This is a genomic window from Kitasatospora sp. NPDC048715 (genome assembly GCF_043198905.1).
Lineage (GTDB): Bacteria > Actinomycetota > Actinomycetes > Streptomycetales > Streptomycetaceae > Kitasatospora > Kitasatospora lactacystinica.
In genome coordinates this window covers 112,983-139,803 of record NZ_JBICVH010000009.1, presented here as the reverse complement: position 1 = coordinate 139,803, position 26,821 = coordinate 112,983, and the positions used below count along the sequence as shown (strand labels likewise).

At 74.3% G+C, this 26,821-nt stretch carries 20 protein-coding genes and 1 pseudogene; 7 read left to right on the top strand and 14 right to left on the bottom strand.

The features are described from left to right. Nucleotides 1-76 precede the first annotated feature (76 nt). From ACGFSC_RS18435 to ACGFSC_RS18405, 7 genes are all read right to left on the bottom strand, one after another. Nucleotides 77-910, bottom strand: a complete 834-nt coding sequence (locus ACGFSC_RS18435) for an ABC transporter permease subunit (protein WP_359903800.1) — start codon at nucleotides 908-910, stop codon at nucleotides 77-79. Further along, a complete protein-coding gene (locus tag ACGFSC_RS18430) occupies nucleotides 907-1,902 on the bottom strand; it encodes an ABC transporter ATP-binding protein (RefSeq protein WP_359903797.1) in 996 nt (331 codons plus the stop codon). The genes ACGFSC_RS18435 and ACGFSC_RS18430 overlap by 4 nt, the downstream gene beginning before the upstream one ends. A gap of 153 nt (nucleotides 1,903-2,055) precedes the next feature. Next, on the bottom strand, nucleotides 2,056-3,483 hold the full coding sequence (locus ACGFSC_RS18425) for an RtcB family protein (protein WP_359903794.1): 1,428 nt from the start codon (nucleotides 3,481-3,483) through the stop codon (nucleotides 2,056-2,058). A gap of 50 nt (nucleotides 3,484-3,533) precedes the next feature. Then, the gene (locus tag ACGFSC_RS18420; protein WP_359903791.1) at nucleotides 3,534-3,989 is read right to left on the bottom strand and encodes an archease; all 456 of its coding nucleotides are present in this window, start codon (nucleotides 3,987-3,989) and stop codon (nucleotides 3,534-3,536) included. A gap of 143 nt (nucleotides 3,990-4,132) precedes the next feature. Then, a complete protein-coding gene (locus ACGFSC_RS18415) occupies nucleotides 4,133-5,371 on the bottom strand; it encodes a styrene monooxygenase/indole monooxygenase family protein (protein WP_359903788.1) in 1,239 nt (412 codons plus the stop codon). A 218-nt stretch (nucleotides 5,372-5,589) separates the two neighbouring features. Continuing rightward, nucleotides 5,590-6,342 (bottom strand): alpha/beta fold hydrolase, encoded by a 753-nt coding sequence (locus tag ACGFSC_RS18410; RefSeq protein ID WP_359903785.1) that lies wholly within the window; start codon nucleotides 6,340-6,342, stop codon nucleotides 5,590-5,592. 193 nt (nucleotides 6,343-6,535) lie between these two features. Further along, entirely contained in the window at nucleotides 6,536-7,141 is a 606-nt protein-coding gene (locus ACGFSC_RS18405) for an AAA family ATPase (protein WP_359903782.1), read from the bottom strand. Nucleotides 7,142-7,380: 239 nt separating this feature from the next. Here ACGFSC_RS18405 and ACGFSC_RS18400 point away from each other — a divergent pair, with 239 nt between their 5' ends. Both ACGFSC_RS18400 and ACGFSC_RS18395 read left to right on the top strand, forming a co-directional pair. Continuing rightward, nucleotides 7,381-8,931, top strand: coding sequence for an AMP-binding protein (locus ACGFSC_RS18400; protein ID WP_359903779.1), 1,551 nt, complete (start codon nucleotides 7,381-7,383; stop codon nucleotides 8,929-8,931). 166 nt (nucleotides 8,932-9,097) lie between these two features. Beyond that, nucleotides 9,098-9,280 (top strand): hypothetical protein, encoded by a 183-nt coding sequence (locus tag ACGFSC_RS18395; RefSeq protein ID WP_359903776.1) that lies wholly within the window; start codon nucleotides 9,098-9,100, stop codon nucleotides 9,278-9,280. A 112-nt stretch (nucleotides 9,281-9,392) separates the two neighbouring features. Here the strand turns inward: ACGFSC_RS18395 and ACGFSC_RS18390 are convergent, their stop codons facing one another. From ACGFSC_RS18390 to ACGFSC_RS18380, 3 genes are all read right to left on the bottom strand, one after another. Then, nucleotides 9,393-10,379 carry an ABC transporter ATP-binding protein gene (locus tag ACGFSC_RS18390; RefSeq protein WP_359903773.1) on the bottom strand — a complete coding sequence of 329 codons (987 nt, stop codon included), beginning with the start codon at nucleotides 10,377-10,379 and terminating at the stop codon, nucleotides 9,393-9,395. Between the two features lie 184 nt (nucleotides 10,380-10,563). Next, nucleotides 10,564-13,410: a hypothetical protein gene (locus ACGFSC_RS18385; protein ID WP_359903770.1), complete on the bottom strand. Its 2,847-nt coding sequence runs from the start codon at nucleotides 13,408-13,410 to the stop codon at nucleotides 10,564-10,566. Then, the gene (locus tag ACGFSC_RS18380; protein WP_359903767.1) at nucleotides 13,407-16,757 is read right to left on the bottom strand and encodes an ABC transporter permease; all 3,351 of its coding nucleotides are present in this window, start codon (nucleotides 16,755-16,757) and stop codon (nucleotides 13,407-13,409) included. The genes ACGFSC_RS18385 and ACGFSC_RS18380 overlap by 4 nt, the downstream gene beginning before the upstream one ends. Before the next feature lie 418 nt (nucleotides 16,758-17,175). On the opposite strand from ACGFSC_RS18380, the gene ACGFSC_RS18375 reads away from it, so the two are divergent. Then, nucleotides 17,176-17,919: an ABC transporter ATP-binding protein gene (locus tag ACGFSC_RS18375; protein WP_359903764.1), complete on the top strand. Its 744-nt coding sequence runs from the start codon at nucleotides 17,176-17,178 to the stop codon at nucleotides 17,917-17,919. A gap of 149 nt (nucleotides 17,920-18,068) precedes the next feature. Here the strand turns inward: ACGFSC_RS18375 and ACGFSC_RS18370 are convergent, their stop codons facing one another. Beyond that, nucleotides 18,069-19,703, bottom strand: a complete 1,635-nt coding sequence (locus tag ACGFSC_RS18370) for an FAD-binding protein (RefSeq protein ID WP_359903762.1) — start codon at nucleotides 19,701-19,703, stop codon at nucleotides 18,069-18,071. 355 nt (nucleotides 19,704-20,058) lie between these two features. Next, entirely contained in the window at nucleotides 20,059-21,678 is a 1,620-nt protein-coding gene (locus ACGFSC_RS18365; protein ID WP_359903759.1) for an alpha/beta hydrolase, read from the bottom strand. Nucleotides 21,679-22,158: 480 nt separating this feature from the next. Between ACGFSC_RS18365 and ACGFSC_RS18360 the strand changes: the two genes are divergently transcribed. Beyond that, entirely contained in the window at nucleotides 22,159-22,833 is a 675-nt protein-coding gene (locus ACGFSC_RS18360) for a TetR/AcrR family transcriptional regulator C-terminal domain-containing protein (RefSeq protein WP_359903756.1), read from the top strand. Nucleotides 22,834-22,947: 114 nt separating this feature from the next. Here the strand turns inward: ACGFSC_RS18360 and ACGFSC_RS18355 are convergent, their stop codons facing one another. Next, a complete protein-coding gene (locus ACGFSC_RS18355) occupies nucleotides 22,948-23,553 on the bottom strand; it encodes a TetR family transcriptional regulator C-terminal domain-containing protein (protein ID WP_359903754.1) in 606 nt (201 codons plus the stop codon). Nucleotides 23,554-23,814: 261 nt separating this feature from the next. Between ACGFSC_RS18355 and ACGFSC_RS18350 the strand changes: the two genes are divergently transcribed. Together ACGFSC_RS18350 and ACGFSC_RS18345 are read left to right on the top strand one after the other, a co-directional pair. Then, nucleotides 23,815-24,990 carry an FAD-dependent monooxygenase gene (locus ACGFSC_RS18350; protein WP_359903751.1) on the top strand — a complete coding sequence of 392 codons (1,176 nt, stop codon included), beginning with the start codon at nucleotides 23,815-23,817 and terminating at the stop codon, nucleotides 24,988-24,990. Between the two features lie 80 nt (nucleotides 24,991-25,070). Beyond that, complete coding sequence (locus ACGFSC_RS18345) at nucleotides 25,071-25,385, top strand: hypothetical protein (RefSeq protein ID WP_359903748.1); 315 nt, start codon at nucleotides 25,071-25,073, stop codon at nucleotides 25,383-25,385. Here the strand turns inward: ACGFSC_RS18345 and ACGFSC_RS18340 are convergent. Then, a pseudogene (locus ACGFSC_RS18340) lies at nucleotides 25,375-26,141 on the bottom strand (transposase). The gene ACGFSC_RS18345 and the pseudogene ACGFSC_RS18340 sit on opposite strands and share 11 nt — an antisense overlap. A 105-nt stretch (nucleotides 26,142-26,246) precedes the next feature. On the opposite strand from ACGFSC_RS18340, the gene ACGFSC_RS18335 reads away from it, so the two are divergent. Next, complete coding sequence (locus ACGFSC_RS18335; protein ID WP_359903745.1) at nucleotides 26,247-26,768, top strand: MarR family transcriptional regulator; 522 nt, start codon at nucleotides 26,247-26,249, stop codon at nucleotides 26,766-26,768. The last annotated feature ends 53 nt before the right edge of the window (nucleotides 26,769-26,821 follow it).

Here is a 26,821-nt window from a genome sequence, read left to right as displayed (position 1 = left end):
CCGCATTCGGATCGGCGGTTCACGCCACCTTGCGCGGATGGACGACCCGCGCCCGAGGCCGGCCGGGCGGCCCGCCTCAGGCCGCCAGGTCCCGGCGTTCCAGCAGCCGGAAGGCCGCCGCCAGCCCGAGCAGCCCCACCCCGAGCAGGACGCCGAAGGCCGCCCACGGCACTCCGCCGTGGCCGAGCACGTCGCCCGGCGCGTAGTAGTGGAACGGGCTGAGGTAGCGCAGCGGCCTGGCCGGGGACCAGGCCAGCGCGACGAAGTTGAGCGCGAAGCCGACCGCGCCGAACGCGACGGCCGCGCCGATCACGTGGGCCCGCCGCCGGCTGATCGCGGAGACCGCCAGCACCGGCCCGGTCAGGCAGAACGCGAGGGCGCAGCCGAGCAGTCCGGCGGTGAACACCGCGCTCAGCGGGACGGCGGCACGCAGGGGGGCGGAGGCCGCCACCCCGAGCGCGAGGGTCAGCGTGGCGGCGGCGTTGAGCAGCACCGTGGCGGCGATCAGGGCGCCGGCCCGTTCGGCGAGCAGCCGGCGGCGGGAGACCGGGCGGGTCATCAGCAGCTCGATGGTCCCGGACTCGACGTCGGCCGCGACGGCGGCGGCGCCGAGCGAGCCGATCACGGTCAGCTGGAGGGCGATCCAGAACGGGTGGGTGAGTCCGGCGCCGAGCAGACCGGGGTAGCTGGCGATGGAGACGTCGCCGTTGGAGCCGCTGAAGGCCTTGAACGCGCCGGGCGGGGTGCGGCGTTCGCCGAACAGGTCGCCGGTCGGGACGGTCCCGGCGATCACCACGATCAGGGTCTCGAAGACGACCATGCCGAACAGCAGGGAGAGCAGCATCCGGCGGCGCCGGTGCAGGGCGAGCCAGACCAGCGGGAGGCGGCGGTTGACGGTGCCCGGGTTCACGGCCGCTCCTCCGGTTCCTGCGGGCTGCCGCCGTTCGCGTGCTCCTCGGCCCCGACGGACCGGTAGAGGTCGAGGAAGGCCTCGTCCAGGCCCGCCTCCTCCACCGTCAGGTCGGCCACCGGCTGTTCGGCGAGCAGGTCGCGCACCGCGGCGACCACCTCGTCCGGTGGCACCAGCAGCTCGACCCGGGGGCCGTCCCAGCGCGGGGACCAGCGCTCCGCGCTGCCGAGCGGCCTGGCGCCGCGCCCGTCGTCGAGGAGCAGCCGGACCCGGCGGGCCCGGGCCTGGCGCAGTTCGGCCACCGAGCGGACGGTGACCAGCCGGCCGTGGCGGACGATGGCGACCCGGCCGCAGGTCCGCTGCACCTCGGGCAGCACGTGGCTGGAGAGCAGGACGGTCCGCCCGGCGGCGGTCTCCTCGGCGAGCAGTTCGTAGAAGGTCTCCTGGACCAGCGGGTCGAGTCCCTCGCTCGGTTCGTCCAGCACCACCACCGGCGGCCGGTGCTGGAGCGACTGGACGAGCCCGAGCTTCTGCTTCATGCCGCGCGAGTACTGCCCCACCGGCCGGGCCAGGTCGGCGCGGGAGAGCTTGAGGCGATCGCACAGCTCCTGCTGGCGCGGTACCGGCGCGCCCTGGAGGGCGGCGAGCAGGTCGAGGGTCTGCTGTCCGGTGAGCTCGGGGTAGAGCCGCAGTTCGCCGGGCAGGTAGCCGATCGAGGGGGCGAGCCGGCCGTGGTCGGCCACCGGGTCAAGGCCGAGCACCCGCACCTGCCCGTCGCTGGGGCTGAGCAGGCCGACCAGGCAGCGCAGCGTGGTGGTCTTCCCGGCGCCGTTGGGGCCGAGCAGGCCGAACACCTCGCCGGCCTCGACCGACACGTCCAGCCGTTCGATGCCGACCGTGCCGCCGTAGCGTTTGGTGAGCGAGCGCAGTTCGATCACGGGGCCGTCGCCGGTGCCCCGGCGGTCGACGGCTGGCTCCGGGTTCCCCGGCATGACCACCTCCTGTGACGGACGCGCTCCCGTGACGGGCGCGCTCCGGTGACGGTGACGGTGACGGATGCGTCCGACATCAAAGCGCGCCCGGCCCGGCGAGTCGAGGGACGCGCCCGGACCGGTGCGGCGAACTCACCCCTCGCTCCCCCGGGCTCACCCCTTGCACACGCCCAACGGCACCAGCCGGGCGACCTGGCGGGCGAGCCCGGCGGCCTCCGTGACGGCGGCCACCGCGTCGACGTCCTTGTACGCCTCGGGCGTCTCCTCGGCCAGTGCCCGCCAGGAGGCCGGCCGCACCGCGATGCCCCGTGCCTCCAGCTCGCTCTTCAGCCGCTCGCCGCGCACGGTGCGCAGCGCCTGGTGGCGGCTCAGCACCCGCCCGGCGCCGTGGCAGGCGGAGCGGAAGGCCTCGTTGCCGGGCAGGCCGACCATGACGTACGAGGCGGTGCCCATGGTGCCGGGCACCAGCACGGGCTGCCCTGCCTCCATCAGGTCGGCGGGCAGGTCGGGGTCGCCGGGCGGCAGGGCCCGGGTGGCGCCCTTGCGGTGCACGCACAGCGTCCGGAGCTCGCCGTCCACCTCGTGGGTCTCCAGCTTGGCGAGGTTGTGCGAGACGTCGTAGACCAGTTCCAGTCCGGCCCCGAGCACCGTGGCGAAGGCGCGGCGGGCCGACTCCGAGAGCAGCTGCCGGTTGGCCCGGCCGTAGTTGGCGGCGGCGGTCATGGCGCCCAGGTAGGCGCGGCCGCGCGGGGAGTCGACCGGGGTGCAGGCGAGCTGGCGGTCGGGGACCTCGATCCGGTAGCGGTGCAGTTCTCGGTCCATGGCGCGGACGTGGTCGGTGCAGATCTGGTGGCCGAGGCCGCGCGAGCCGCAGTGGATCATGACGCAGACCTGGCCGGGCCGCAGTCCGAAGGCGGCGGCGGTCCCCGGGTCGTGCACCCGGTCGACGGCCTGCACCTCCAGGAAGTGGTTGGCCGAGCCGAGGCTGCCGACCTGCTGCAGCCCGCGCTCGACCGCCCGGGTGCTCACCTCGCCGGGGGCCGCACCGGCCAGCACGCCGCGGTCCTCGCAGCGTTCCAGGTCGCGGGGCACGCCGTGGCCGTGCTCGACGGCGTAGCGGGCGCCGCCGAGCAGGAGTTCGTCCAGTTCCTCCGCCCCGGACAGCCGCCACAGGCCGCCCCGGCCCAGGCCGCGCGGGACGGTGCGGTCCAGCAGGTCCATCAGGCGGTCGAGCCGTTCGCGGTCGAGTTCGTCCCGGCCGATGCCGGCCGCCAGCAGCCGGACCCCGCAGGAGATGTCGAAGCCCACCCCGCCGGGCGAGACCACCCCGCCCCGTTCGACGTCGGTGGCGGCGACCCCGCCGATCGGGAAGCCGTAGCCCCAGTGCACGTCGGGCATCGCGTAGGAGGCGCGGACGATCCCGGGCAGCGTCGCCACGTTCGCCACCTGCTCCAGGGCCTTGTCCCCGGCGGCCTGCGGCAGCAGCGCGGCGGTCGCGAACACCACGCCGGGCACCCGCATCGGCGGCCGCGGCTCGATCCGCCAGCGGTTCCGGCCCGCCTCGACCAGTACGATCTCCACCTCGCTCACCCCGCTCCCGCAGGTCCGGTCCGCTTCGCTCGGGGCCGGGCTCAGACGTCCACGGTGACCCGGCAGGTCCAGCCGTCCGGTCCGGCGCTCAGGTCCAGGTCGTGCAGTGCGACGGCCTTCGGTACGGCGCCGACCAGGGTGGCCGTGGCGGCGTCGGCCATCCGGAAGCGGACCGTCACCCGGCGGGCGCCGTCCAGGCCCTCGATCGGCCCGATCGCCACCGCCACCGGCAGTTCGCCGTCGGCGTCCATCCGGTAGACGACCTCCTCCAGGACGCCCGCGAGCAGGTCCGGGTCGCTCACCGCGAGGACGGTGCAGTTCCGCTCGCCGACGATCCGGGCGCCGCCGAGGTCGGCGAAGCCGGCGACGACGGCGCGCACCAGTTCGCCGATGCAGCCCTCGGCCGTCGGTGCCCAGGCCTCGACCTGCAGGTCGGCCGTGTGCGGCACGCTCCGGTGGCCGACGGCGGACCGGCCCGCGGGCTCCTGTCCGTCCACGGGCGACGCCTCCCGCGCTCGTTGCCGTTCCCCTCCAGCGTCGTCCCGCGGACCGCCCGGCGGCAAGTGCGGGTCGCCGCGCCCGAGTGCGGCCGCCTCCCGATCTCGGCTGCGCTCCGACCTCGGTTACGACCAGACCTCGGTTACGACCCGACCGAGGCCAGGTAGGCGGCGGTGAGCTCGGGGGTGGCCAGCCAGGCGGCGTGGTCGCTCGGCTCGGCGTAGGTGTTGGCGAGCCGGCGGCCGACCTCCGGGTGCTCGGCGGCGGCCGCGAACACGGCCTGGAGGTGCTCCGGGACGGTCAGCATCGCGGCCGTGAACTCCACGCTGTGGCGGGACTGCTGCTGCCAGAACCGTTCCGCGCTGCGGCACATCCAGTCGGCCGTGTACGGGGCGTCGCCGTGCTCGACGACCGCCCGGCGGCAGGCCTCGGCCGCCCGGGCGGCGTTGTTGGCGCCCTGGCCGGTGATCGGGTCGGTCACCACCACCGCGTCGCCGAGGCCCAGCACGTGGACGGCCTCCACGCCCGAGCCGAGTTCGGCCACCGGACGCCGGACCACCGGGGTGACGGCACCGAACAGCCCGGCCCCGGCGTCGGTCGGCTCGGCCTGCGTCCAGAGCTCGGCCTCCCAGGGCAGGTACTCGCCCAACAGCTCGCGGATCCGGGCCAGTTGGACGTCCGGCGGCGGGGCGTCGCCGAACGCGTCGAGCGGGCCGCCGGGGATCGCCTCCCAGAGCAGGATGTCGCAGGGGCCGGAGAGGGTGAGCGCCGGTTGCAGGTACAGCTCGCCGAGGCCGGGCAGGGCGTTCATCCGGGCCCTCGGGCCGGCGGCCGGGTCCGGCGAGCCGACTCCGTGCGCGTACAGGCAGGACAGGGCCCGCTGCGGCCGGTCGAAGGGCGAGCGGACGGCGTCGCGCTCGAAGATCCCGGACAGGGCGCCGCGCCCGGCGGCGACCACGGTCAGCTCGTGCCGTCGGGCCAGCTCGTGCAGTCCGGCGCGGTCCAGCGTGCGGTACTCGATCTCGCCGCCGCGCTCGGCCAGCAGCTCCAGCCAGCCGGCCAGCTTGAGCCGCTGGTCCACCGACTGGGCGGGCTCGTCCAGCGTCATGGTGTACTCCAGCGCGCGCACGCCCGGGGGCGCCGCCAGCACCGCCTCCACCGAGGAGACGGACGGCGCCCGATCCGCCCAGAGGTCCAGCCCGGCGGCCGCCTCGATCCGCAGCGCGGGGCCGAACATCGCCTGGGTGGACAGCACCCGGCCGGCGCGCAGCTGCTCCGGGGTGCGCTCGGCGACCAGCGTCACCCGGTACCCGTCCGCCACCAGCCCGAGCGCGAGCTGGAGGCCGGCCTGGCCCGCTCCGACAACGGCGATCCGGCGCACGGCTGCCTCCCGATGATCTGCTGATGGGCCGTCAACCAGGCACAGTAGTCGAGCGGGAGCGCTCCGGTCACCGGTTCGGGCACGTCGGTTCGAGGGCCGGCCCGGTGTCCGGTTCGCGGCGCCCGTTCGCGGCGCCGCCGGGCCGCAGCAGGGCGCCGCAGGACCTTCGCGGGGCCGCCGCGGGTGGGCCGCCGCTCCGGGTGCCCGCCCGGACCGGCTCAGCCGCGCAGGTGCGCGGTGATCACCTCCACCACGTCCGCGGTCCGGTCGGCCAGGTAGAAGTGCCCGCCCCGGAAGACCCGCAGGTCGAAGGCGCCGGTGGTGTGCCGCTCCCACTGGCCGACCTGGTCGACGGTGGCGTGCACGTCGGACTCCCCCGCCAGGGCGGTGATCGGCAGCGACACGGTCGCGTCCGGGGCGCTGCGGTAGGTCTCGACGGCCGTGTAGTCGGCCCGCAGGCTCGGCAGGATCAGCTCGCGCAGGGCGGAGAGGGCGAGGACCCGCTCGTCCGTGCCGCCGAGCGCGGAGATCTCGGCGAGCAGTTCGTCGTCCGGCAGCTGGTGGATCCTGGTCGTGCGGGGCAGCGAGGGCGCGCGGCCGGCCGAGACGAACAGCCGGTCGGGCCCCTTCACGCCGTCGCGCTCGAAGCACCGGACCGTCTCGAAGGCGACGGCCGCGCCCATGCTGTGCCCGAAGAAGGTCAGCGGCCGGTCCGCCCACTCCCGCAGTTCCCGGGCGAGCTCCTCGGCGAGTCCGGTCACCGAGCCGATCGTCGGCTCGCCGATGCGGTTCTGCCGGCCGGGGTACTGGACGGCGAGCACATCGGCGTGCGGCGCCAGCGCGTTGGCGTACTCCAGGTAGTAGCTGGCCGAGCCGCCGGCGTGCGGGAAGATCACGATCCGGGCGGGCGCGGAGTCGGACGGGTTGAACCTGCGGAACCACGGATTCTCGACGACGGCGCTGCTGGACATGCGGGGTGTGACCTCTCTCCGTGACGGACTCTGCCGGCCCCAGTCTGGCAGTGCCGGGGGCGGCCGCGGGCCGATCCGGCGATCATGGTCCCCGGGTAGGCCGATTCTCGCCCGTCACGGGCCCGCTCGCGGCCGGTGGCCGGGCGGCCCTGCCCGCGGCACCCGGCCGGCCGGGCCCGCCCGCGGCCGACGGTCAGCCCGCCCCGAAGCGCACCGTCTCGGCGCGGGCGCGGGAGACGGCGTCCAGCAGCAGCACGGACGAGGCCTCCGGCGTCGGCATCGGGCCGTCGGAGCGCACGTGCCGGGTGAAGGCGGCCAACAGCCCCTCCAGGCCGCGGCGGTGGCGGGCGAAGACCCTGGCGGAGGCACGCCGGCCGCGGGCCCGCTGACCGTCCAGCGCGGTGGCGGCGCCGACGTCCAGCAGCACCAGGTGCAGTTCGCGGCCCTGCCGGCCCGCCTCCCGGGCGAGCCAGAGCCGCATCCAGGCCCGGCTGCCGCAGTCGTGCACCAGCAGCGGACCCCCGCCGCGCACCGAGGAGCGCAGCAGCCGGAAGTGCTCCAGCCGGGCCCACGGCCGGTACACCGCGTACGGCAGGGCGGCGGGCATCACCGCCTCGCAGGCCTCGTGCACCGTCCGCGGGTCCACCGCCCGGACCGCCGCCCCGGACCAGCGGCGCAGCAGCGTGCTCTTCCCGGCCCCGGGCAGCCCGGACACCACCACGACGGCGTCGGCCGGGTAGGCGGTGACGAAGCCCGCCCCGGCCTCGCCCCGCAGATCGACCACTCCGTACGGCGCCACGACCGCGTCCACCCTGCCGCCCACCAGCCCGAGCCCCCGTTCACGTCCGACCGGGAACCCTAACAACAACCCCGCCCCCGGCCGCGCGCCGGTGCCTGGTCGCGGCTGCTGGGCTGACACCGGGGCCACGGCCCGCCCCCGCCCGCGCGCCGGTGCCCGTGGGGCCCCGGTCGACCGCAGTGCATCCGTGGGGCCGGACATCCACTAGGCTGACACGCCGTCAGACAGGAGGGCGGGCCATGGCGGAGGCGGCTCCGACGTACACCGCGCTGGTGCTGGACGGGCTGGCGCGCGATCCCGGCCGGGTGGCGATCCGGTCCGCGGACGGGGCGTGGAGCGCGCAGCAGTGCCTGGACCTGGTCCACCGCGCCGCCCGGGCACTGGAGCGGGCCGGGCTCGGGCGCGGGGACGGGGTGACGGTGCTGGCCGGGAACCGGCCGGAGGCGCTGCTGGTGCGGCTCGCCGCGAACCTGCTGGGCTGCCGGGTCGCGATGCCGTTCCCGGACGGGCCGGTCGCGGAGCAGGTGGCGCTGGCGGAGTTCGCCGGGACCTCCGCGCTGGTCTTCGACCCGGTCCGGTGCGCGGCGGCGGCCGAAGGGATCGCCCGGGCCGTGCCCTCGGCCGCTCTGCTCTCCCTGGGCCCGGCACCGCTCGGGCTCGGCACGGACCTGCTGGAGCTCGCCGCGGCCCGCTCCCCCGCCCCGTTCGAACCCCGTTACCGGCCCGAGGACGTGATGGCGGTGCGGTTCACCGGCGGCACCACCGGGCGTCCGAAGGGGGTGCTGCGCCGCTTCACCCGTCCGCCGCGCCCACGGCTGCTGTCCGGGTCGGTCTTCCTGCTGTGCACCCCGCTCTGCCACGGCGGCGGCACCACGGCGGATCTGGCGCTGGCCGCGGGCGGCACGGTGGTGATGCAGGACGGTTTCGACGCCGGGGCCGTGCTGGCGGCGGTCGAGCGGCACCGGGTGTCCCGGATGTACCTGCCGCCGCACCTGTTGTACCGGCTGCTGGACCACCCGCTGCTGCCCAGCACCGACACCGGCAGCCTGCGCCGGGTCGGCTACACCGGCTGCGCGGCCTCGCCGCGGCGCCTCGCCGAGGCGACCCGGCGACTGGGCCGGGTGCTGCACCAGACCTACAGCCTGACGGAGTGCGGGCCGGTCGCCCGGCTGGGACCGGACGAGCACCTGGCACCGCGGCTGCTGACCACCGCCGGCCGGCCGTACCCGGACACCGGGCTGCGCATCCTGGACGAGGACGGCACCGAGCTGCCGCCGGACCGGACCGGGGAGATCTGCGTCCGCACGCCGACCGCCATGGCGGGCTACTGGCGCGACCCGGAGCTGACCGAGCGGGTGTTCAGGGACGGCTGGCTGCACACCGGCGACCTGGGCAGCCTGGACGCGGCCGGCTATCTGACGGTGGCCGGGCGGCGGAGCCCGATGGCGATCATCGAGGGGCACAATGTGTTCCCCCGCGAGATCGAGGAGCCGCTGCGCACCCACCCGGAGGTCCGGGAGGCGGTGATGTTCACGACCACCGACCCGGACCGTCTGGAGCGGGTGCACGCCGCCGTCGCCCTCGCCCCCGGCTCGCGGCTGACGGCCGAGCAGCTGCACCGGTGGTGCCGGGCGCGCGGCCTCGACCGATGCGCCCCCGACACACTCCTGCTGCTGCCCGCGATCCCGCTGAACGGGCTCGGGAAGCCGGACCTCGTCGCCCTGCGGGCCCAGATAAGCGGCGGGACCGGACGGGCGGCCGCCACCGTGGGGGCGCGCAACGGGGTGTGACACGCCCTGAAAGTGCTTCGAGCGCCCACGTGGGCGACCTCTTGTGCACCATCCGGCGGGAAGAACCGTCCGTGGGCACTCGACCGTGCGGCCCGGCCTGCCGATACATCCCCGGCGGCGTCGTGCAGGTCAGTGCGGGCCGCACCGTCCCCCAGGAGGCACTACCTTGACCTGGCTACGCGTCCTGACCGCGCTGGGCATCCTCGCCGTGGCGGCCAGTGCCCTGATCGTCTTCGCCCTCTGCACCGCCACCTCACGCGGCGATCGCGCCGCGCGGGAGGCACCGCCCGACCTCCGTACCGAGGCCGAGGGCAGCGGCCTCTTCCAGCGGATGGGCGGCGACGGCTGACCGTCCCGGGAGGCGGCGACCGCCTCCCGGGACCGGCGCGCTCCGGGCGGATGTGTTCCGGGCGGGCGCGCTCCGATCAGTGCGCGCCCCCGGTCGGCAACGCGCTCCCGGGTCAGTGCCCGGCGATGTCGTCCGGCCGGACCTCGATGTGGTCGGCCGCGAGGTCGACCGCCACCCGGTGCTCCATGCCGAGCGACTCCAGGAACTTGACCGGCAGCTGCACCCGGCCGCTGCGGTCCAGCATCACGTACTCGCGCTCGTTCACCGACTCCTCGCCGTGCTCGTCCGTCACGGTGCGGCGCAGCACCTCGCTGGCGGTCCGCCCGTCCCGGATCGCGACCGTGCGGCGGACCTCGCCCGCGACCATCGGGTCGTGGGTGACGATCACGACGGTGGCGCCCAGTTCGCGGTTGACGGTGCGGAAGGACTCGAAGATGATCCCGGCCGTCTCCGAGTCCAGCTCGCCGGTGGGCTCGTCGGCGAGCAGCACCGGCGGGTTGTTGGCCATCGCCACCGCGATCGCCACCCGCTGCTGCTGGCCGCCGGAGAGCTCGTTGGGCTTGCGGTGGGCGAGCTCGCCGATCTCCAGTGCCTCCATCAGCTCGGCCACCCGGACCGCCTGCTGCTTCGCCCCGCCGGCGCCGGAACGGCGGCCGCGCAGCTGCATCGGCAGCGCGATGTTCTCGGCGGCGGTGAGGAAGGGCAGCAGGTTGCGGGCGGTCTGCTGCCAGATGAAGCCGACCACCTCGCGCCGGTAGCGCAGCCGCTCCTTGACCGACATCTCCAGCAGGTCGCAGCCGGCCACGGTGGCGGTGCCGGCGGTCGGCACGTCCAGCCCGGCGAGGATGGTGAGCAGGGTGGACTTGCCACTGCCCGAGGCGCCGACCAGGGCGACCAGGTCGCCCTGGCGGATGGTCAGTTCCAGGCCCTGGAGCGCCTGGACCTCGACCCCCTCCGCGCTGAAGATCCGGACCAGCCGGTCGCAGACGATGGCCGATCCCTCGCCGTACGCCTTGGGCGAGGCGGCGGCGAGGGCCCGCTGCTGGAGCTCCTGGAGGCTGGGGGCCTCGACGACCGTCCGCTCCTGGGGAGTGCTCATCACCGCTCGTCTCCTGTCTCGACTGTCTGCTTCATCGCACCGCTCTCCACTGTCCCGGCGACCCGCGCCGCTGTCACGGCCCGTTCACCGCTCCCGGCCGCCGGTCGCGGCCTTCCCGCCGCGCCGCCGGCCGCCGCTGTCTCCGGCCGCACGGCCGCGCTCGCGGCCGCCGCCGTTCCCGGCCTCATTGCCGCTCCCCCGCGCGCAGTTCGGTGGCGATCTGGCGCCGGCCGGCGACCAGCGTCTCCACCACCACACCGAGGCAGACCACCAGGGTCAGACCGACGGTGGGCAGCAGCACCGGCATCACCGCCGGGGCCAGGGTGTCGGCGACCGTGGCTCCGACCAGGGCCGAGAGGTCGAAGGCGCCCCCGAGCAGGGCGACCGCGGCCAGGGCGACCAGGCCGCCGCCGACGGCCGCCGCCAGGGTCTGCGGCAGCGACTCGGCGACGATCAGTGCCAGGCCCTGCCTGGGCCGCAGGCCCATGGTGCGCAGCCGGGCGAGCACCGCCGTGCGGTCCGGCGCGGCCCGCAGCAGCGTCAGCAGCACGGCCAGCAGGGCGAACCCGGCGGCGGCGAGGCCCGAGTACCAGAACAGCCGTCCGGCCGCGTGCTGCACCGGGTCGGCGGCCAGCTCGGCGATCTTGTCGCGGCTGCTGTGCACCGCGTAGCCGGGGGGCAGGCCACCGGAGGTCTTTCCCGCCGCCTTGGCCTCTTCGTCGACCAGTTTGGCGTGCTTCCCCAGATTCGCGCCGCCGCCGATGCCGCTCTCGATCAGCAGGGCGCGGACCCGGACCGGGTCGACGTCGCCGACCGCGAACCACTTGTTCACCTTGGTCGCCCGCTTGAGCTCCGGCAGGTGCTCCGTGGCGGGGCCGGCCGGCACCACGACGAACGGCTTGCCGGGGTCCGGCAGGGCGGGCGTGGCGGTGACGATCCCGGCGACGGTGGTGGCCATCTGGCTGCCGCCGGGCGTGCGCACCTGCGGCGCGCCCGTGGCCAGTCGCTCGGCCAGGTCCCGGCTGAACAGCGCGGGCACCGGGCTGTCCTTGCCGCCCGGAGCGGCGGCCAGCCCGGCCGGGTCGTACTGGCCGACCCCGGCCGTGCGGGAGATCTCCGCGTAGGCGTCGGGCTCGACCACCACCAGGATGGCGTCGGTGGTGCCCCGGTCGCCGCCGATGAAGGTGGCCCGCTCCTCGATCCAGGCGCCGGTGGCGGCCCGGACGCCGGGCAGTTCGCCGGCCGCCTTGGTGAAGGCCTCCGGCAGGGTCGCGTAGACCGGGACGCTGACGGACACGTCGCCACCGGTGGTGATGCGCGCGGCACGGGTGCGGGACTGGTCCACCGCGGTGAGCACGGTGGCGCCGAAACCGGTGGCCGTGACGGCGATCAGCAGGGCCAGCAGCGGCAGTGCGGAGGGCCGGCGGCGCCCCGAGTTGTCGCGGGCCGCCCGGACCAGACCGAGGAAGCCGACCAGTCCGCGGCCGCGGCCGGCCAGTGCCGCCAGCCAGCCGACCACGACCGGCTCGATCCGGGCCAGCAGCAGGCCGCCGGAGACGGCGAGCAGCAGCGGGGCGGCCACCAGCAGCGGGTCCACCGCACCGCCCGGGTGGCCGACGCCGCGACGGCGGACCTCGGCCACGGCGGCGGCGGTGACGGCCAGCACGGCGAGCTCGCCGATCACCCGGCGCCAGCCGCCGGCCGCCCGCGGACGCGCCCAGAGCAGCGCGGCCCGGGCCGGGAAGGCCAGGATCGCGAACAGGGTCACGGCGAGTGCGAGCACCACCGAGTTGCCCCAGCGCGAAGTGGGCAGCAGCACCAGCGCGAGGGCCGTGCCGAGCACGGCGGGGGGCAGCACCGTCACCGCGCCCTCGGCGAGCAGCCGCAGCAGCACTCCGCCGCGCGAGCCGCCACGGGCCTGGAGCAAGCGGATCTCGGCGGTGCGCCGGTCCGTGCTGAGCGCCGCGGCCAGGCAGAGCACCACGACCGCGACGCCGGCGACCCCGGCGGGCCCGATGGCGCCCAGCGGGCCGGCGGCCTGGTAGCGGTCGGCGGCCCGGGCGAGGACGTCCGGCATCAGCGAGGTGGCGTGCAGGTCGGCCCGGAGGGTCGAGTCGATCAGCGCGGTCATGCCGGGGCCGGCCATGTACGAGGCGAGTGTCGCGCGGGTCCGGTCGAGCTGGTCGGCGTGCAGTGCGTCGGGGTCGACGGGCAGCCGCCAGAAGTTCTGTCCGCTCGAACCCCAGCGGGCCAGCGCGGTCAGGCTGCCGCCGTCGACGAAGCCGCTGGTCCAGTACCAGGCGTCATCGCCCTTGAGGCCCAGGCAGGCCCTGGCCGGACAGCCGAGCCCCTCCCAGAACGGGTCCTGGGGATCGTTGACCCGGTAGAGGCCGACCACGGTGCTGCGCAGCGCGACGGGTCCGTCGGTGCCGCTCTCGATGACGTCGCCGACCTTGATGTTGACGGCCTCGGCGGCCTGCTGGCTCAGCACGATCGGCAGCGGGCCGTCGGCCGGGGCCGGGCCCGGCCAGGTGCCCGCGGTCAGGGTCGCCCGGTCGGCGAGTCCGTGCAGGTAGTACAGGCCGAGCGCCGGGGTGGCTCTTTCGGAGAGCCGGGTGTACCCCGGGTTGAACATCTGACGCCCGGTCTTGACCCGGGTGCCGTAGGCCTGGGCCGACGAGCCCAGCGGGAGGTCCCGTCCGATCCGCTCGCCCAGCTTCCGCTGGATGGCGTCGAGGTCCGCCCCGGAGTCCGCGCGGCCCGTTTCGGCGGTGAACTCCAGGTTGGTGACGCCGGTGCCCAGGCTTCGGGTGAACTCCTGGAGCGCGGTGTCCGCGCTCCGGTCCGCGACCCGCGGGAAGGCCGCCGCCAGGAACACGGTGACGAAGGCGAGGGCCGCCGTGAGCAGCGCGGCCAGCGGCATCGCGCGCAGCCGGGTGCGGACCCAGGGCGCGGGCCGGTGGGCGCGCCCGGGCCCGGACACGGGCCCCGGCGCGGGGGTGGGCACGGTGGTGCCGGCCTTGGTGGTCACATCTCCTCCACGTGGCGCAGCCGGGAAGCCACGTCTCGACGCCGGCGCCCGAGCAGGAAGGCCGACAGCAGCGGAACGGCGGCGATCGCGGCCGCGAACAGCAGCGCCTGACCGTACGGCAGCTCGACCAGGGCCTCGGGCACCGGGCGGCGGGCGGCCGGGGTCAGCACCACGAAGGGCACGATCAGGCGGACGAGCAGGGCGCCCAGGGCGAGGCCGACGATCCCGCCGAGGCCGACCAGCACCGCGTTCTCGGCGGCGACGGTGCGGGTGACCTGCTTGCGCGGGGCGCCCAGGGCGAGCAGCAGCGCGGAGTCCCGGGAGCGCTCGTGGGCGGAGCCGGCCACCGCGGCGGCGAAGCCGATCGCGGCGAGCACGGCGGTGACGATCGCGATGGCCATCAGCGCGCTCTGCGGGGCGGCGCCGACCGGGTCGCCGAGGAGCCCGTCGGAGACCTCGTCGTAGAGCGCGAGGTCCTGGCTTCCGGGAGCGGCGCGCAGGGCGGCGGCGGCCTCGGCCGGGGCGCGGTCGCCCGGCCCGGTGGCGGGCAGCCACCACTCGGTGCGGGTCGGCAGGTTGCGGTCCTGGGCGGACAGCATCCGGGCGGCCGAGTCGAGGTCCATCACCAGCGCCCGCCGGCCGGCCACCGGCATGGCCTCGATCGCGCCGGTCACCTTCACCGGGACGACGACCCCGCTGAGCGGCACCTGGAGGGTGTCGCCGACCGAGGCTCCGACGGCCTTCAGGTAGTCGCGGGTGGCGACGCCGTTGACGGCGGCGGGCTGGGCCGACCCGGTCGGGAGCAGCACGGCGCGCACGGAGTCGCCGATGCCGCGGGCGGAGTGGTAGCGGACCGTGAACAGGTTGTCGGCGGCGGCCGCTTCGGAGGCGAGCGCGGCCACCGGCGAGTTGTCCGCGGGGTTGCGGGAGGCCGGGGGCTTGATGTTCCACCCGGTGCCGGCCGGCAACGCGACGGCGGTGGAGGGTCCGTCGGCGGTCTCCGCGACGGCCAGGTTCCGCACCGCGACCTCGCCGTCGCTGCGGTCGCTGAAGGCGACGGTCGCGCCGACCACGGTCAGCGGGGAGGCGACCGAGCCCACCGGGGCGTCGACCAGCGCGTCGAGCCGGATCGAGGAGCGGACATCGCCCTTCAGCGGGAGATCGCCGAACGGGACCTTGTGGACCAGACCGAAGCGGTCGCGCAGCAGCAGCCGGACCTCGGGGTGGACCGCACTGCTGATCCACTTGGTCGCGTCCTGCTGGCTCACCGCGATGTCGGCGTCGATCCGCAGCGGGGAGCCGGGCAGCGGGATGCCGACGGGGGCCGGGGCCGCGAGCGTGCCGAAGACCTCCTTGCCGGTGTGGCCGTCGAGCAGGTCGGAGCGGACCGGGACGCGGTCGGCGAAGGCGGCGGCGTCCACGGCCATCAGCTGGCCGGCACCGCCCTGCAGCGGCTGCTCGTCGCGCACCACCGCGACCAGTCGGTCGCCGCCGGGAAGGCTGCCGTAGCGGCCGCCCTGGCCCATCGGCGCGTTGTGCGAACCGGAGATGCGCAGGCCCCCGCCTGTGGCGAAGGCGGCCTGGTCGCGCTGGGAGGAGGTCCAGGTGGCGTGCTGACCGAGCGCCAGGACACCGGTGGCCACGGCCATGACGAGCAGCAGGACGGGTCCGGTGGCGCGGCCGGGCCGGCGGGCCAGCTGCCAGCCGACCATCGCGGGCCCGAGGCCGCGGCCGCGGGCCGCCGCGCGGGCGCCGATCCGGGCGACGAGCGGGAGCAGCCGCAGCACCACCAGGGTCCCGGCGCACAGTGCGAGGGTCGGGGTGGCGACCAGCAGCAGGTCCACGTCGAGCCGGCCGGTGGAGTCGGGGGACAGCCCGCCGCCGTACTGGTCGAGCTGCTGGTAGGCGAGCACGGCCAGGGCGAGCACGGCGAGGTCGCCGCCGTTGCGGGCGACGCCGGAGACCACGGCCTGACGGCGTCCGGCCCGGCGGCGCAGCGCGGCACCGACGCCGCGCACCACGCTGGGCACGGTGGCCAGCAGGATGCAGGCGAACGCGCAGATCACGGCCACCGGCCAGAGCGACCAGCTGATGCCGGTGTCCAGGGCGACCTGGCGGGAACTGCCGAGGCCGGCCAGCGCGCGGACCAGGAACGGGGTCAGCAGTGGTGCGAAGACCGCTGCGGGCAGGGCCAGCAGCAGCGACTCCAGGGCGGTGAAGGAGCCGAGCCTGAAGGCCGAGGCGCCGCGCGCGGCGAGGATCTCGTTCTCGGACTCCTGCCGCGCGGCGATCAGGTGGACGACCAGCAGCAGGGCCGCCGCGGCGAGCACCGCCAGCTGGAGGGCGCCGATCAGCAGGGTGGACCGGGCGACCACCATGCTGTCGGACAGCTCGCGCATGATGTCCGGCAGGTCGGTCGTCGCGCCGAGCGAGGCGGTGCCGCGCAGTTCCTCGGAGAGGTGCTGGGCGCGGTTGCCGACGGCCTGCGCGGCGGCCCGGTCGGCGCCGGAGAAGTCGGCGTCCAGCGACCAGCCGACGCCGCCCTGGACCAGGCCGGCCGTGGCGAAGGCGCTCCGGTCGACCATCATCGGGCCGAAGGTGGTGAAGCCGCCGACCTCGATCTCGTGGCCGCCGACCGGGTCGATCCGCCAGTACGGGGCGGTCGGGTCGGTGGCCCGGTAGACGCCGGTGATCCGGACGGTCAGCGGCTTGCCGTCGTTCCGGTCGACGAGCCGGACCTCGGCGGGCAGGGCCTGCTCGGTCAGACCGAGCCGGCGCAGCAGGCTCTGCGGGACGGCGGCCTCCGGGGCGGCGGACTGCACCGGCACGGTGGCGGCACCCGGCCAGGCGCCGGCCACCAGTTGGACCCGGCCGCGGTCGAGGTCGGCGAGGACCGTGAGGTCGAGCGGGGCGCCGGGGGCGCTGCCCGCGCCGCTGCCCGTCGCGGGCGTGGTGGTCGCGGGCGTGCCGGTTGCGGGCGTTCCGGTCGCGGGCGTGCCGGTCACGGGTGTGCCGTCAGCAGCGGCGCCGGAGACCGGCAGGCTGTAGGAACGGCTGCGCGTCAGGCTGTCGGTGTGGACGGGCAGGTCTCCGAAGAGCTTCTGCCGGTAGGCGGCGAGCGCCGCCTCGTCCTTGGACCGCTGGTCGAGCCCGTGCTCACCGGTCACCGCCACCGTGGTCCGGGCGTGACCGGACCCTTGGAGCGCCTGCCGCAGGCCGGCCTCACCGACGCTGCTGTTGAAGGCCACCAAGGCGGTCAGCACAGACGTGGTGATCAGCACCGCAAACAGGACAGCGGCAGCCAGCGGCACTCGCCCGCGCAGTCGGCGCACGACGAAGCCGAGCATCAAGTTCCTCCCCCGGATTACGTCCCCGGTTGCATCCCCGGGCCCCGCTCATCGATCCGGCCCGAGTACAAATCGGCCACAGACGGACACATCGCGAGCACACCGGCGCATTGATCACCGGCAATCGGTCGCCGGATAGCGGACGATGCTGTCAGATTCGATCCAGGAACGGAAGGGACTTGCGCGAATCAAGTAACCAGTGAGCAAATTCCTTTCATTGATAGCATCCCGGCCGGGGATGCCCCCACTTGAATGCCATGCACACTTCACAACTCCGGCTTCGGCGCGCCCTTTTGGCCCGGGACGCCCTCTTCTCGGATTCCCGCCCGGGAAGGTGAACCACCGGAACAGACATATCCGTAGACCCGGACGGGACCCGGCTACAACCGGGCCGCCACGCCCACAGGGGGGACGTCGCATGACGCAGCATCAGGCCGCCACCGCCGACACCGCCGACACCGCCACCACCCAGCCGATGGTGGCCGTGACCGATCTCCGCCGCAGCTTCGGCACCGGCGAGCGGACCGTGCACGCCCTGCGCGGCGTGTCGTTCACCGTCGGCCGCGGAGAACTGGCCGCACTCAAGGGCCGGTCCGGCTCCGGCAAGACCACCCTGCTCAACCTGGTCGGCGGCCTGGACACGCCGACCGGCGGCAGCATCGCGCTGGACGGCATCGACCTCGCCGGGCTGGACGAGGACGGTCGACTCGCCCTGCGGCGGGAGCGGATCGGCTTCGTCTTCCAGTCCTTCGGGCTGATCCCGATGCTCACCGCCGCCGAGAACGTCGGCGTGCCCATGCGACTGCGCAAGGCCCCGGCCGCCGAACGCGAGGAGCGCGCCCACACCCTGCTCGCCCTGGTCGGGCTCGCCGACCACGCCAACCAGCGCCCCGGCGAGCTGTCCGGCGGCCAGCAGCAGCGCGTCGCCATCGCCCGTGCGCTGGCCAACGAGCCCAGCCTGATCATCGCCGACGAGCCGACCGGTCAGCTGGACTCCGAGACCGGCCGCTCGATCATGGAGCTGCTGCGCGCGGTGGTGCGCAGCGAGGGCGTCACGGTGCTGGTCGCCACCCACGACCCGACGCTGATGGGGCTCGCCGACCGGGTGATCGAGGTCCGGGACGGACGGATCGTCGAGGAGGAGACGGAGCGGGCCGCGTAGCGGAGCGGGCCCGGGTCGTGTCACGGGCGTGGGGTTGCGGGGGCGCCTCCCCACGCCTTCGGGGCACCGGCTTTCGGGCTCAGCGCTCAAGGCTCAGGACTCTGGGCTCTGGGCCCACTGCTCAGGGCTCACTGCTCAGGGCTCACTGCTCAGGACTCGGCCGGGATGATGGACTGGGCATGGTGGAACACCTCCTTCCCGTCCCAGTGGGCCTTGGCGCGCTGCAGCCGTGGATAGTTGCCCTTGTAATAGAGGCGCGGGTAGGCAGGGTCGGGTTGGTCGGCGGTACCCAGGTCGTTGTCCGGGTAGTTGACGTAGGCGCCGTCCGTCGCGGTGTCGACCTCCGGGACCCCGCCCGTCCCCCGGTAGACGTCGCGGTACAGCCCGCTCAGGTAGGCCAGGTGCTTCTCGTCCTCGGCCGGGTCCGTCCAGTACGTCTGGTACTGCAGCTTCATGATCGAGTCGCGCTGCGGGACGGCCGTCTCCTCGGGACTGCGGGCGTTGATCCGGCAACCGTAGGAGTCGATCTGGACCAGCGTGTTCGAGAGGTCCGCCCCTTCGATGTCGCGCACCAACCAGTCCCGGAAGGCGGCGATCTGCTCCGGTGCGAACGGCTCGCGGTGGTAGGCCGACTTGTACTTGCCGCGCTGGTTGTCGCCCGAGGGGTTGAGCGTCATGGTCGCCTGGAACCAGGGCATCTGGCGCCGCTTGTCCGGGTAGGGCAGGAACAGCCCGCCGGCCGCCCGGGTCTGCACCGTCGATCGCGTCGTCATCCCTCGTTCGACCGCCGCCACGAACGCGTCGAGCGGGCCCGGGTCCTCGCCGTCCCACTGGCTGAACAGGACGACGTTCCCGTTGGAGTGGTGGGTGAGCTTGAGGATCGCGAACAGCCCCTGGTACACCGGCTCCCGCGGGCCGCTGTGCTCGGCCATGAAGGCGCCGAAGTTGGCCACCAGGGTCTCGAAGTCCTCGGGCCGGGCGAGCAGTTCGGCCCAGGGCCAGGCCACGCTGCTCAACCAGACCCGGGGCGGCGGCCGGGGCACGTCCGAGGCGAAGTGGTACCGCAGCACCACCCCGAAGTTCCCGCCCCCGCCGCCGGTGTGGGCCCAGAAGAGGTCCTGCTCGGGCGAGCCCTGCGCGTCCTCGCGGTGCGCCTGCGTCACCACCGCGCGACCGCCCCGGACGGTGACCACGTCGACCTGGACGAGGTGGTCCACGGTGAGCCCGTGTCGTCGGGAGAGCAGGCCGTACCCGCCGCCGCAGACGTGCCCGCCCGCGCCGACCGAGTAGCAGGACCCGGCGGGCAGGGCGACGGCGTACTCGCGGAACAGCGTGGTGCAGACGTCCCAGTTGGTCGCGCCGCCCTCGACCCCGTACGTGGGCCGGCCGAACTTGTCGGTCGAGGCGGCGACGCCGCGCATCGTGCCGAGGTCGAGGATGACGCCCCCGTCGTTGTCGACGAAACCCTCGTAGCAGTGCCCGCCGCCGCGGACCGTCGGCCGTAGCCCGGCGTCCAGCGCGCGGTTCAGCTCGGCGACCGCGTCCGCCTCGTTGCCCACCAGCCGGATGTACGCGGGGGTGCTGCTCCACCGCTGGTTGAAGCCCTGGGCGAGGGTCCGGTACCGGGGATCGCCCGGCAGCACCGACCGCCCCTGCGGCAGCTCCCGGTGCGCGTCCCCGGCCGCCGCCGCGCCTGCCGCCGCGCCAGTGGAAGCGACGGTGATCCCGGCGGCCGCCGCGCCGGCACCGCCCAGGAAACCCCGTCGGGAGAATTCGTCCTGCATGGCCCGCCCTCACTTTCCCGAGTTCGAGAGAAGTCGGCGGCCCGCACGCTAACACGGATACCCGGGCGCGGGAATTGGTTATTGAATAGTGTGACAGTACGTCATTTTCCGTGGCCCTTACCGGCCGTGACCTTCGCCGTCGCACCGGAAGCCGATTGTCAGTGGCATGGGCTACGGTCGCCGAAGACTCGCAGGAATCCGCTCCACCGGAGGTTCGATGACGATCCACTGCCGCATTCCCCGGGCCTTCCGGGCGCTCCGGGAAATCGCCCGTAAAGCACGGTCGTGGTGGCCGGCAGCACCGCCGACCACCACGACCGTCAACTCCTCCCCCGGGTCACCGGGGGCCGTTCCGTCAGACCGCCGGGAAGATCTCCGCGTCCGGCTTCAGCAGCTGGCCGGCGGCCGGCGCGGTGCCGTCCACCAGGTAGCGGGTGACCAGCTTGTTCAGCGCCTGGCTGCGACCCACGGCGCAGTGCTCGATCGAGTCGACGCTGACCAGCACCGCGTTGCTCAGCTCCTGCTGCATCCGCTGGGCGAACTTGTACTGGGTGGCCGGGTCGTAGAGGTTGCCGATCACCATCACGGTGTTGGAGGTCTTCTTGTTCCACGGGCCGGAGAAGCGCTCGGCGTCCCGGGCCGGGGCCGGCCAGCTCGCGCACGCCGGCGCGTCGAAGGCCTGGTAGCGACCGAAGGTCGGCATGTCCTTCTCCCAGGCCTTGGCCGCGTTCGCGAACACCCGGTCGTTGGAGGGGTACGGCTTGTCCTGGCAGTTGACGGCCAGGTAGGAGTCGTCCGCGGTGTACTCGGAGTCGACCGGGGCCTCCCGCAGGGCCGCCCGCGGGACGTCCACCGAGAGCAGGTTGGCGTCCTCGTCCGAGACGTTCGCCTGCGGGGCCAGCAGGGCGTTCCCGGCCGGCTTCTGGAAGACCTGGTAGGTCGCCTGGAGCGACTTGGCCAGCGGGGCCAGCTTGGCCTGCGAGTACAGGGCGCTGGCCACCTCCCCGGTGAAGGTGCTCAGGGTCACCTTGGAGCCGTTCGGCAGCGTGATCGGGCTGGTCCGCAGGTGGTCGCGGAGCTGGTCGAACTTGGCCCGGGTGTCGCCGTCGCCGAAGGCGCAGCGCGGGGCGCCGGCGGCCTGGCAGCGCTTGAGGAACTCGTCCAGGGCGATCTCGAAGCCGTTCGCCCGCTGGCGGTCGTACTCCAGGCCGTTGTGCAGGCGCAGGTCCGGGTCGACGTTGCCGTCGACGATGATCGCGCGCACCTTGTTCGGGTACATGTTGGCGTACGTCGAACCGATCAGGGTGCCGTAGGAGAACCCGGCGAAGGTGAGCTGGGAGTCACCGACGGCGCGGCGCATCCGGTCCAGGTCGCGCACCACGTTGATGGTCGACATGTGCTCGATCAGCGGGCCGGCGTTCTTGCTGCAGGCGTCGGTGTAGTCCTGGTCCGCGTCGAGCGTCTCGTTGATCTCGGCCTTGGTGACCGGCACGCCGACCATGCGGTTGGTGACCGCGTCGGCGTCCTCCTGGGTCTTGAAGCACTTGAGCGGGTTGCTCCGGGCCACACCGCGCGGGTCGAAGCCGACCAGGTCGAACTTCGACTGCACCTCGGCACCGAAGCGGGCGGTCGTCGCCCACAGGTAACCACTGCCGCCCGGGCCGCCGGGGTTGAGGAACAGCGAGCCGATCCGCTTCGACGGGTCGCTCGCCCGCCGCCGCATCATGGCGATGCCGACCTTCTCACCCTTCGGCTTGTCGTAGTCCAGCGGCACGGGGTAAACGGCGCAGTCGTAGATGCCGGGGTCCGGCTTGGTCGGGTCGGGGTTGCACGGCGTCCAGGCGACAGGGTCGACCTTCGCCTCGGCCAGACCCGGGGCCTGGTCGATGGGCGCCGCCGACGCGGCGACGGCGGTGCCGGTGACAAGTGCGAGAGCGCAGGTGACCGCTCCGGCCAGCGTGGATATGCGGGACAAGGAACCTCCTCCGTACTGAAAGGGCGGCCCCAGCCTGTCAGCCGGAGATCTCCGTGGGAAGACCTTAGAGCGGCGTAAATCATCCACCCGACACAGAACTCCTCGCGAAATATTCTGTGAATGAACCAACTTGACGGTTGATTGACCTGATGCCATGTCACTCGAAGTCGTCGGTCGGCCCGGGTTCGGCGGAGCCGAACAGAGGCTCGGACGCCCCGGGCGACCACCTCCCTCGGAGCGCCGCTATTGTGCGACCGGCCGCGACGGGCCCTCCGGGATCCACGCCCTGCGGAACCCTCCGCACTCCACGTCCCCGTTGAGCCTGCGGACCATGACGACGACAAGCTGCACGACACCCTCCCCAGAGACTTCTTGCAGCGCAAGAAGCCGAGGTCGGATGTGGTTCTCTTGCAGTGCAAGACTCGTCAAGGCCCGGACCGCACAGCCCCGGTGGAGCCCATTGGGGTGAAGGAGGAACCGATGCCGACCCGGCGCACCCGCCCACGGACGGGGCTGACCCGCGAGAAGGTCATCGACGCCGCACTCGCCTACGTGGACGAACACGGCCTCGCCGCGCTCTCCAACCGCAAGCTCGGTGCGGCGCTCGGCGTCGAGGGGATGACGCTCTACTACTACGTCCCCAGCAGGACGGCCCTGCTCGACGGCATGGTGGAGCGCCTGCTGGAGCTGTCGGCGGGAAGCCTGTTCGGCGAGCCCGACGGCCGGTGGACGGAGGTGGTCCGGGACTTCGCCGTCGAGCTGCGCCGACTGCTGCTCGACCATCCGGCCATACTCACCGTGCTGGCCACCCGGCCGGTCGCCACGCCGGTCGCCCTCGCCCTGCTGGAGCGCGGCATCGCCGTGCTCCACAAGGACGGCGTCCCACTCGGAGACGCGCTCGACGTGCTCAACTCCGTCGTCCGGTGGACCATCGGGCACACGCTGGGCGAGGCCGGTGAGACGCCCCACCACGAGTGCGCCGAGCTCCGGCCCGAACAGTTCGCCGCCCTGGACCTGGAGGTCTACCCCCACCTCGCGCAGGCCTTCGCCACCGGAGAGGGTCTCGACTCCGAGCAGTGCTTCCACCGCACGCTGCGCATCCTGCTCGCCGGCTACGCCTCCGAGCTGAGGAACCCGCACAGGCCCGATTCCTGATCGGGCGACGGACCGCCGGACACGCCCCCGGCGGCCCCGCCCTGTCCGCCTTGTCCGCCCGGCCGACACGGGCCGGGCGGACAGGGCGAGTCGCACGAGCTGGGCCGGCGAGGCTCAGCTCGCGACCGCTCCCCGCAGGGCGGCCGCCACCAGCCCCTGGATCGCGTCCGCCCCGGGCTCGCCGCCGCCCACCAGGTGCTCGAAGACCAGGCCGTCGATGCAGGCCAGCAGCACGGCCGTCCGCCCGTCGGGGTCGGCCACGCCCTGAGCGGCGAGGAAGTCACGGACGGCGGCGCGCCCGGCGTTCTCCCGCGGGACGAGGATCTCGCGCAGCTCGGGATCGCGGACGCTCTCCACCGCGCAGGCGTACCTGGCGAGCGAGCGCCGCCGCCCGCCCCCGGACAGGCGGCGCCGCGCCAACTCCGCGATCCCGTCGGACAGCTCCGCCGCCGAACGGACCGGCACCTGCTCCCCCATGGCGTGCAGCTCGCCCTGATCCAGCTCCACCAGCCGTCGCACCAGCGCGGTGAGCAGGGCCTGCCGGGTCCGCAGGTAGGCCGAGGTGGTCCCGAGCGGCAGCCCGGCCGCCGCGTCGACCGCCCGGTGGGTCAGTCCGCGCACGCCGAGGTCCGCCAGCACGCCGATCGCGGCGTCTGCCAGTACCGTGCGCCGGTCCGGCCGCCCCGCATCGTCCCGCTTCTGGTCCTCGTTTCGCCGCATCCCTCCTTTCTACCGGGGCCGGGGCGCCCGCCGCGCACCGCCTCGGTCCGGGCCGGCCGTCAACCACCGACCTCCGGCCACCCACCGCCGACCGCTGGCCCTCGCCACCCCCACGGCCAACCAGCCGGGCGGCCGGGCGGCCGGGCGGCCAACGCGCCACCCCGGCCCACCACCCCGGCCCGCCTCCGTCCACCGACAGCCCCGTAGTACGCTCCTTCTACAGCTGTAGAAGACAGCGCGACGACACGGGAAGGACCGGGCATGAGCAGCAACAGCGCGGTGGTGGTCGGGGGCGGCATCGGCGGGCTGGCGTCCGCCATCGGGCTCCGGCTGGCGGGGTGGGACGTGACCGTGGTCGAGCGGTCGGACGTCCTGGAGGATGCGGGCGCCGGCATCTCGCTGGCCGCCAACGGGATGCGCGCGCTCGCGGCCCTGGGGGTCGGCGAGGCCGTCGAGGCGGCCGCCCGCCGCCAGTACACCGGCGGCACCCGGACCCCGGACGGCCGCCGGCTCGCCGCGATGGACGGCGCGGCGCTGGAGCGCGAGCTGGGCGCCCCGATCGTCGGGATCCGCCGCGCGGCCCTGCACCGCGTCCTGCGCGAGGCGCTGCCCGCCGCCACCCTGATCGTCGGCTCCGAGGTGACGGAGGTGGACACCACCCGGCCGTTCCGGGTCCGGGCCGGCTTCGGCGGCACGACCCTGGAGGCCGACCTCCTGGTGGCGGCCGACGGTGTCAACAGCCGTCTCCGGCGCCGCCTCTTCCCCGACCACCCCGGCGCCGCCTACAGCGGTTCGACGGTGCTGCGGGCGATCACCGAGCGTCCGGTCGACGGCCTGAAGGCCGACTTCGAGCTGACCTGGGGCCACGGCGCCGAGTTCGGCCACATCGCCTTCCCGGACGGCACCGCCGAGTGGCACGCGGTCCTGAACGCCCCGGCCGGGGTCCGCTACCGGGACCCGCTGGCCGAGGTCCGCCGCCGCTTCGCACGCTGGCACGAGCCGATCCCCTCGCTGCTGACCGCGACCCGGCCGGAGGCGGTACTGCACCACGACGTCAACGAGCTGGCCACGCCGCTGCCGTCCTACGTATCGGGCCGGATCGCGCTGCTCGGCGACGCGGCGCACGCCATGACGCCCCACCTCGGCCAGGGCGCCTGCCAGGCGCTGGAGGACGCGGTGACCCTGGCGGCGGCACTCACCGGGACCCGGACGGTCGAGGGCGCGCTCGCGCGTTACGACGCGGCCCGCCGCCCGCGCAGCCAGACCGTGGCCCGCGATGCCCGCCGGGCCGGCCGGATGGGCCAGCAGCTCGCCCACCCGCTGGCGGTCGGCCTGCGCAACGCCGCGATCCGGCTCACCCCGCCCGGCGCGATGGTCCGGACCGCCCTGCGGCACGCCGACTGGACGCCGCCCAGGATCGCTCCCCGTGCCGCCTAAAGGTTGTCCCGTAACCGGGGCCTGACGTCTCGCGGCATACTGGCGCTTGTTGATGACCTTGGTCAGCTGTGGGGGCGTTCGTGCTTGAGCTGCAGTGTGAGGCGGTCCGCTGGGTGGACGATGAGCCGTGGCCCGGGGTGGTCGAGGTTCAGTTCACGGATGCGGCGGGACGGCGCTGGTCGCTGTTCGACAAGGCCCCGATCTTCGCGGCGATGGGCGAGCTCGGCCCGGATACTCCGTATCCGGTGGAGGTCACCGTCGCCTGCGCGATCACCCAGGGCCATGGTCTGGCAGGGGATGACGAGTTTGTCACCGTCTCCACCTCAGTGCACGGCGTCACGACGCCGAACGGACTTGAGGAGTTCACGGTGCGGCGGGACCAGCTCATCCGCTGAGCGCACGGTTGTGGAGCCGTGCGATGCCCGGCATCGCGTGGTGCACGCCGGCTCCGCGCAGGCGGCAGTCGCGAAGAACCTTCCAGTTCTTCATCCGGGAGAAGACGTGCTCGACCCGGGCCCGGGCCCTGCGGTGGACGGCGTTGTCGGCTTCCCGCTCGGGCGTGAGGTGCTCCTGTCCGCGACGGCGCCGGTGCGGAATCAGGGCGCCGGTCCCCTGGTAGCCGCCGCCCGCCAGGACCGGCGCGTCCCGGCAGGCACGGTCGACGCCCGACTCGGCGAAGGCCCGGCAGTCGTTGCGGTTGCCCGGCAGGGACAGGCCGACGGCGACGACCAATCGGCTGTTGGCGTCGATCACCACCTGCTGCTTGGTCGAGTACCGGTAGTTCTTGCCGGAGGCCGCGATCGTTCGGTCGCGGGTGGGCACCAGGGCGCCGTCCACGATCAGTACGGTGTCCCGCCGCGGCCGGCGGGCGGGCGGGATTGCCAGCAGTGGTGCGAGGTGGTCCAGCACCCGGTCCGCAGCGGACTTCGAGATCCCGAACAATGGGGCGACCTGCCGCAAGGTCAGGTTGGTCCGCCAGTAAGCGGCGACCACAGCACCCGGTCCTCCAGGCGTAGCCGCCACGGCCGGCCGCGCTGGACGCCACCGCCACGACGGCGTACCAACGCGACCAGCTTGCGGACCTGCGACTCGCTCAACCCCGAGAACGGCTCGATCCACATCGGATCGCTCGCCGAGATCACCCCACCCATGCCGTGACCAACGCGGGAGCAGGCCAGCAGTTACGGGACAGCCTTTAGCCATCAGTCCGTGGTTCGACTTGACCGGGAATCAGGTTAGGCACCATATTACTTCTTGTGACCCAGCACCCCGAGGGTGGCCCCACGGCCCCCAGCCTCGATCAGGCCCGCCGCCAGATCGCCCGCTACGGCCTCGCGGCCGACCCGCAGGCGGTCCTGGTCGCGGCCCGGCTGATGGCGGCGGGCGCCAGGATCGGCCAGGCCGGCGAGGTGCACTTCGGCCGCTTCGGCCTCTCCACCGGCCGCTACCGACTGCTGGCGGACCTGGAGGACCACGGCGGCGAGAAGTCGCCCTCCCAGCTCGCGGCGAGTCTCGGCGTCTCCCGGGCGACCGTGACCGGCCTGGTCGACGGCCTGGAGCGGGAGGGCCTGGTGGCCCGCCGGCCGTCCGCCGAGGACGGCCGCGGCAACGTGGTGATCCTCACCGCGCGGGGCGCCGACAAGCTGCGGGAGCTGGCCCCCGCGCATTTCACCCGGATGCAGGCACTGGTCGGGGGCCTCTCCGTCGAGGAGCGCGCCACCTTCCTGGACCTGCTGGCCCGGGTGGTCGCGGGCATGGACGCACTCACCGAGGACTGATCCACCCCCCGGCGGGCCGCCGAATGGCGGTCCACCTCCCTTCAGCCCCAATA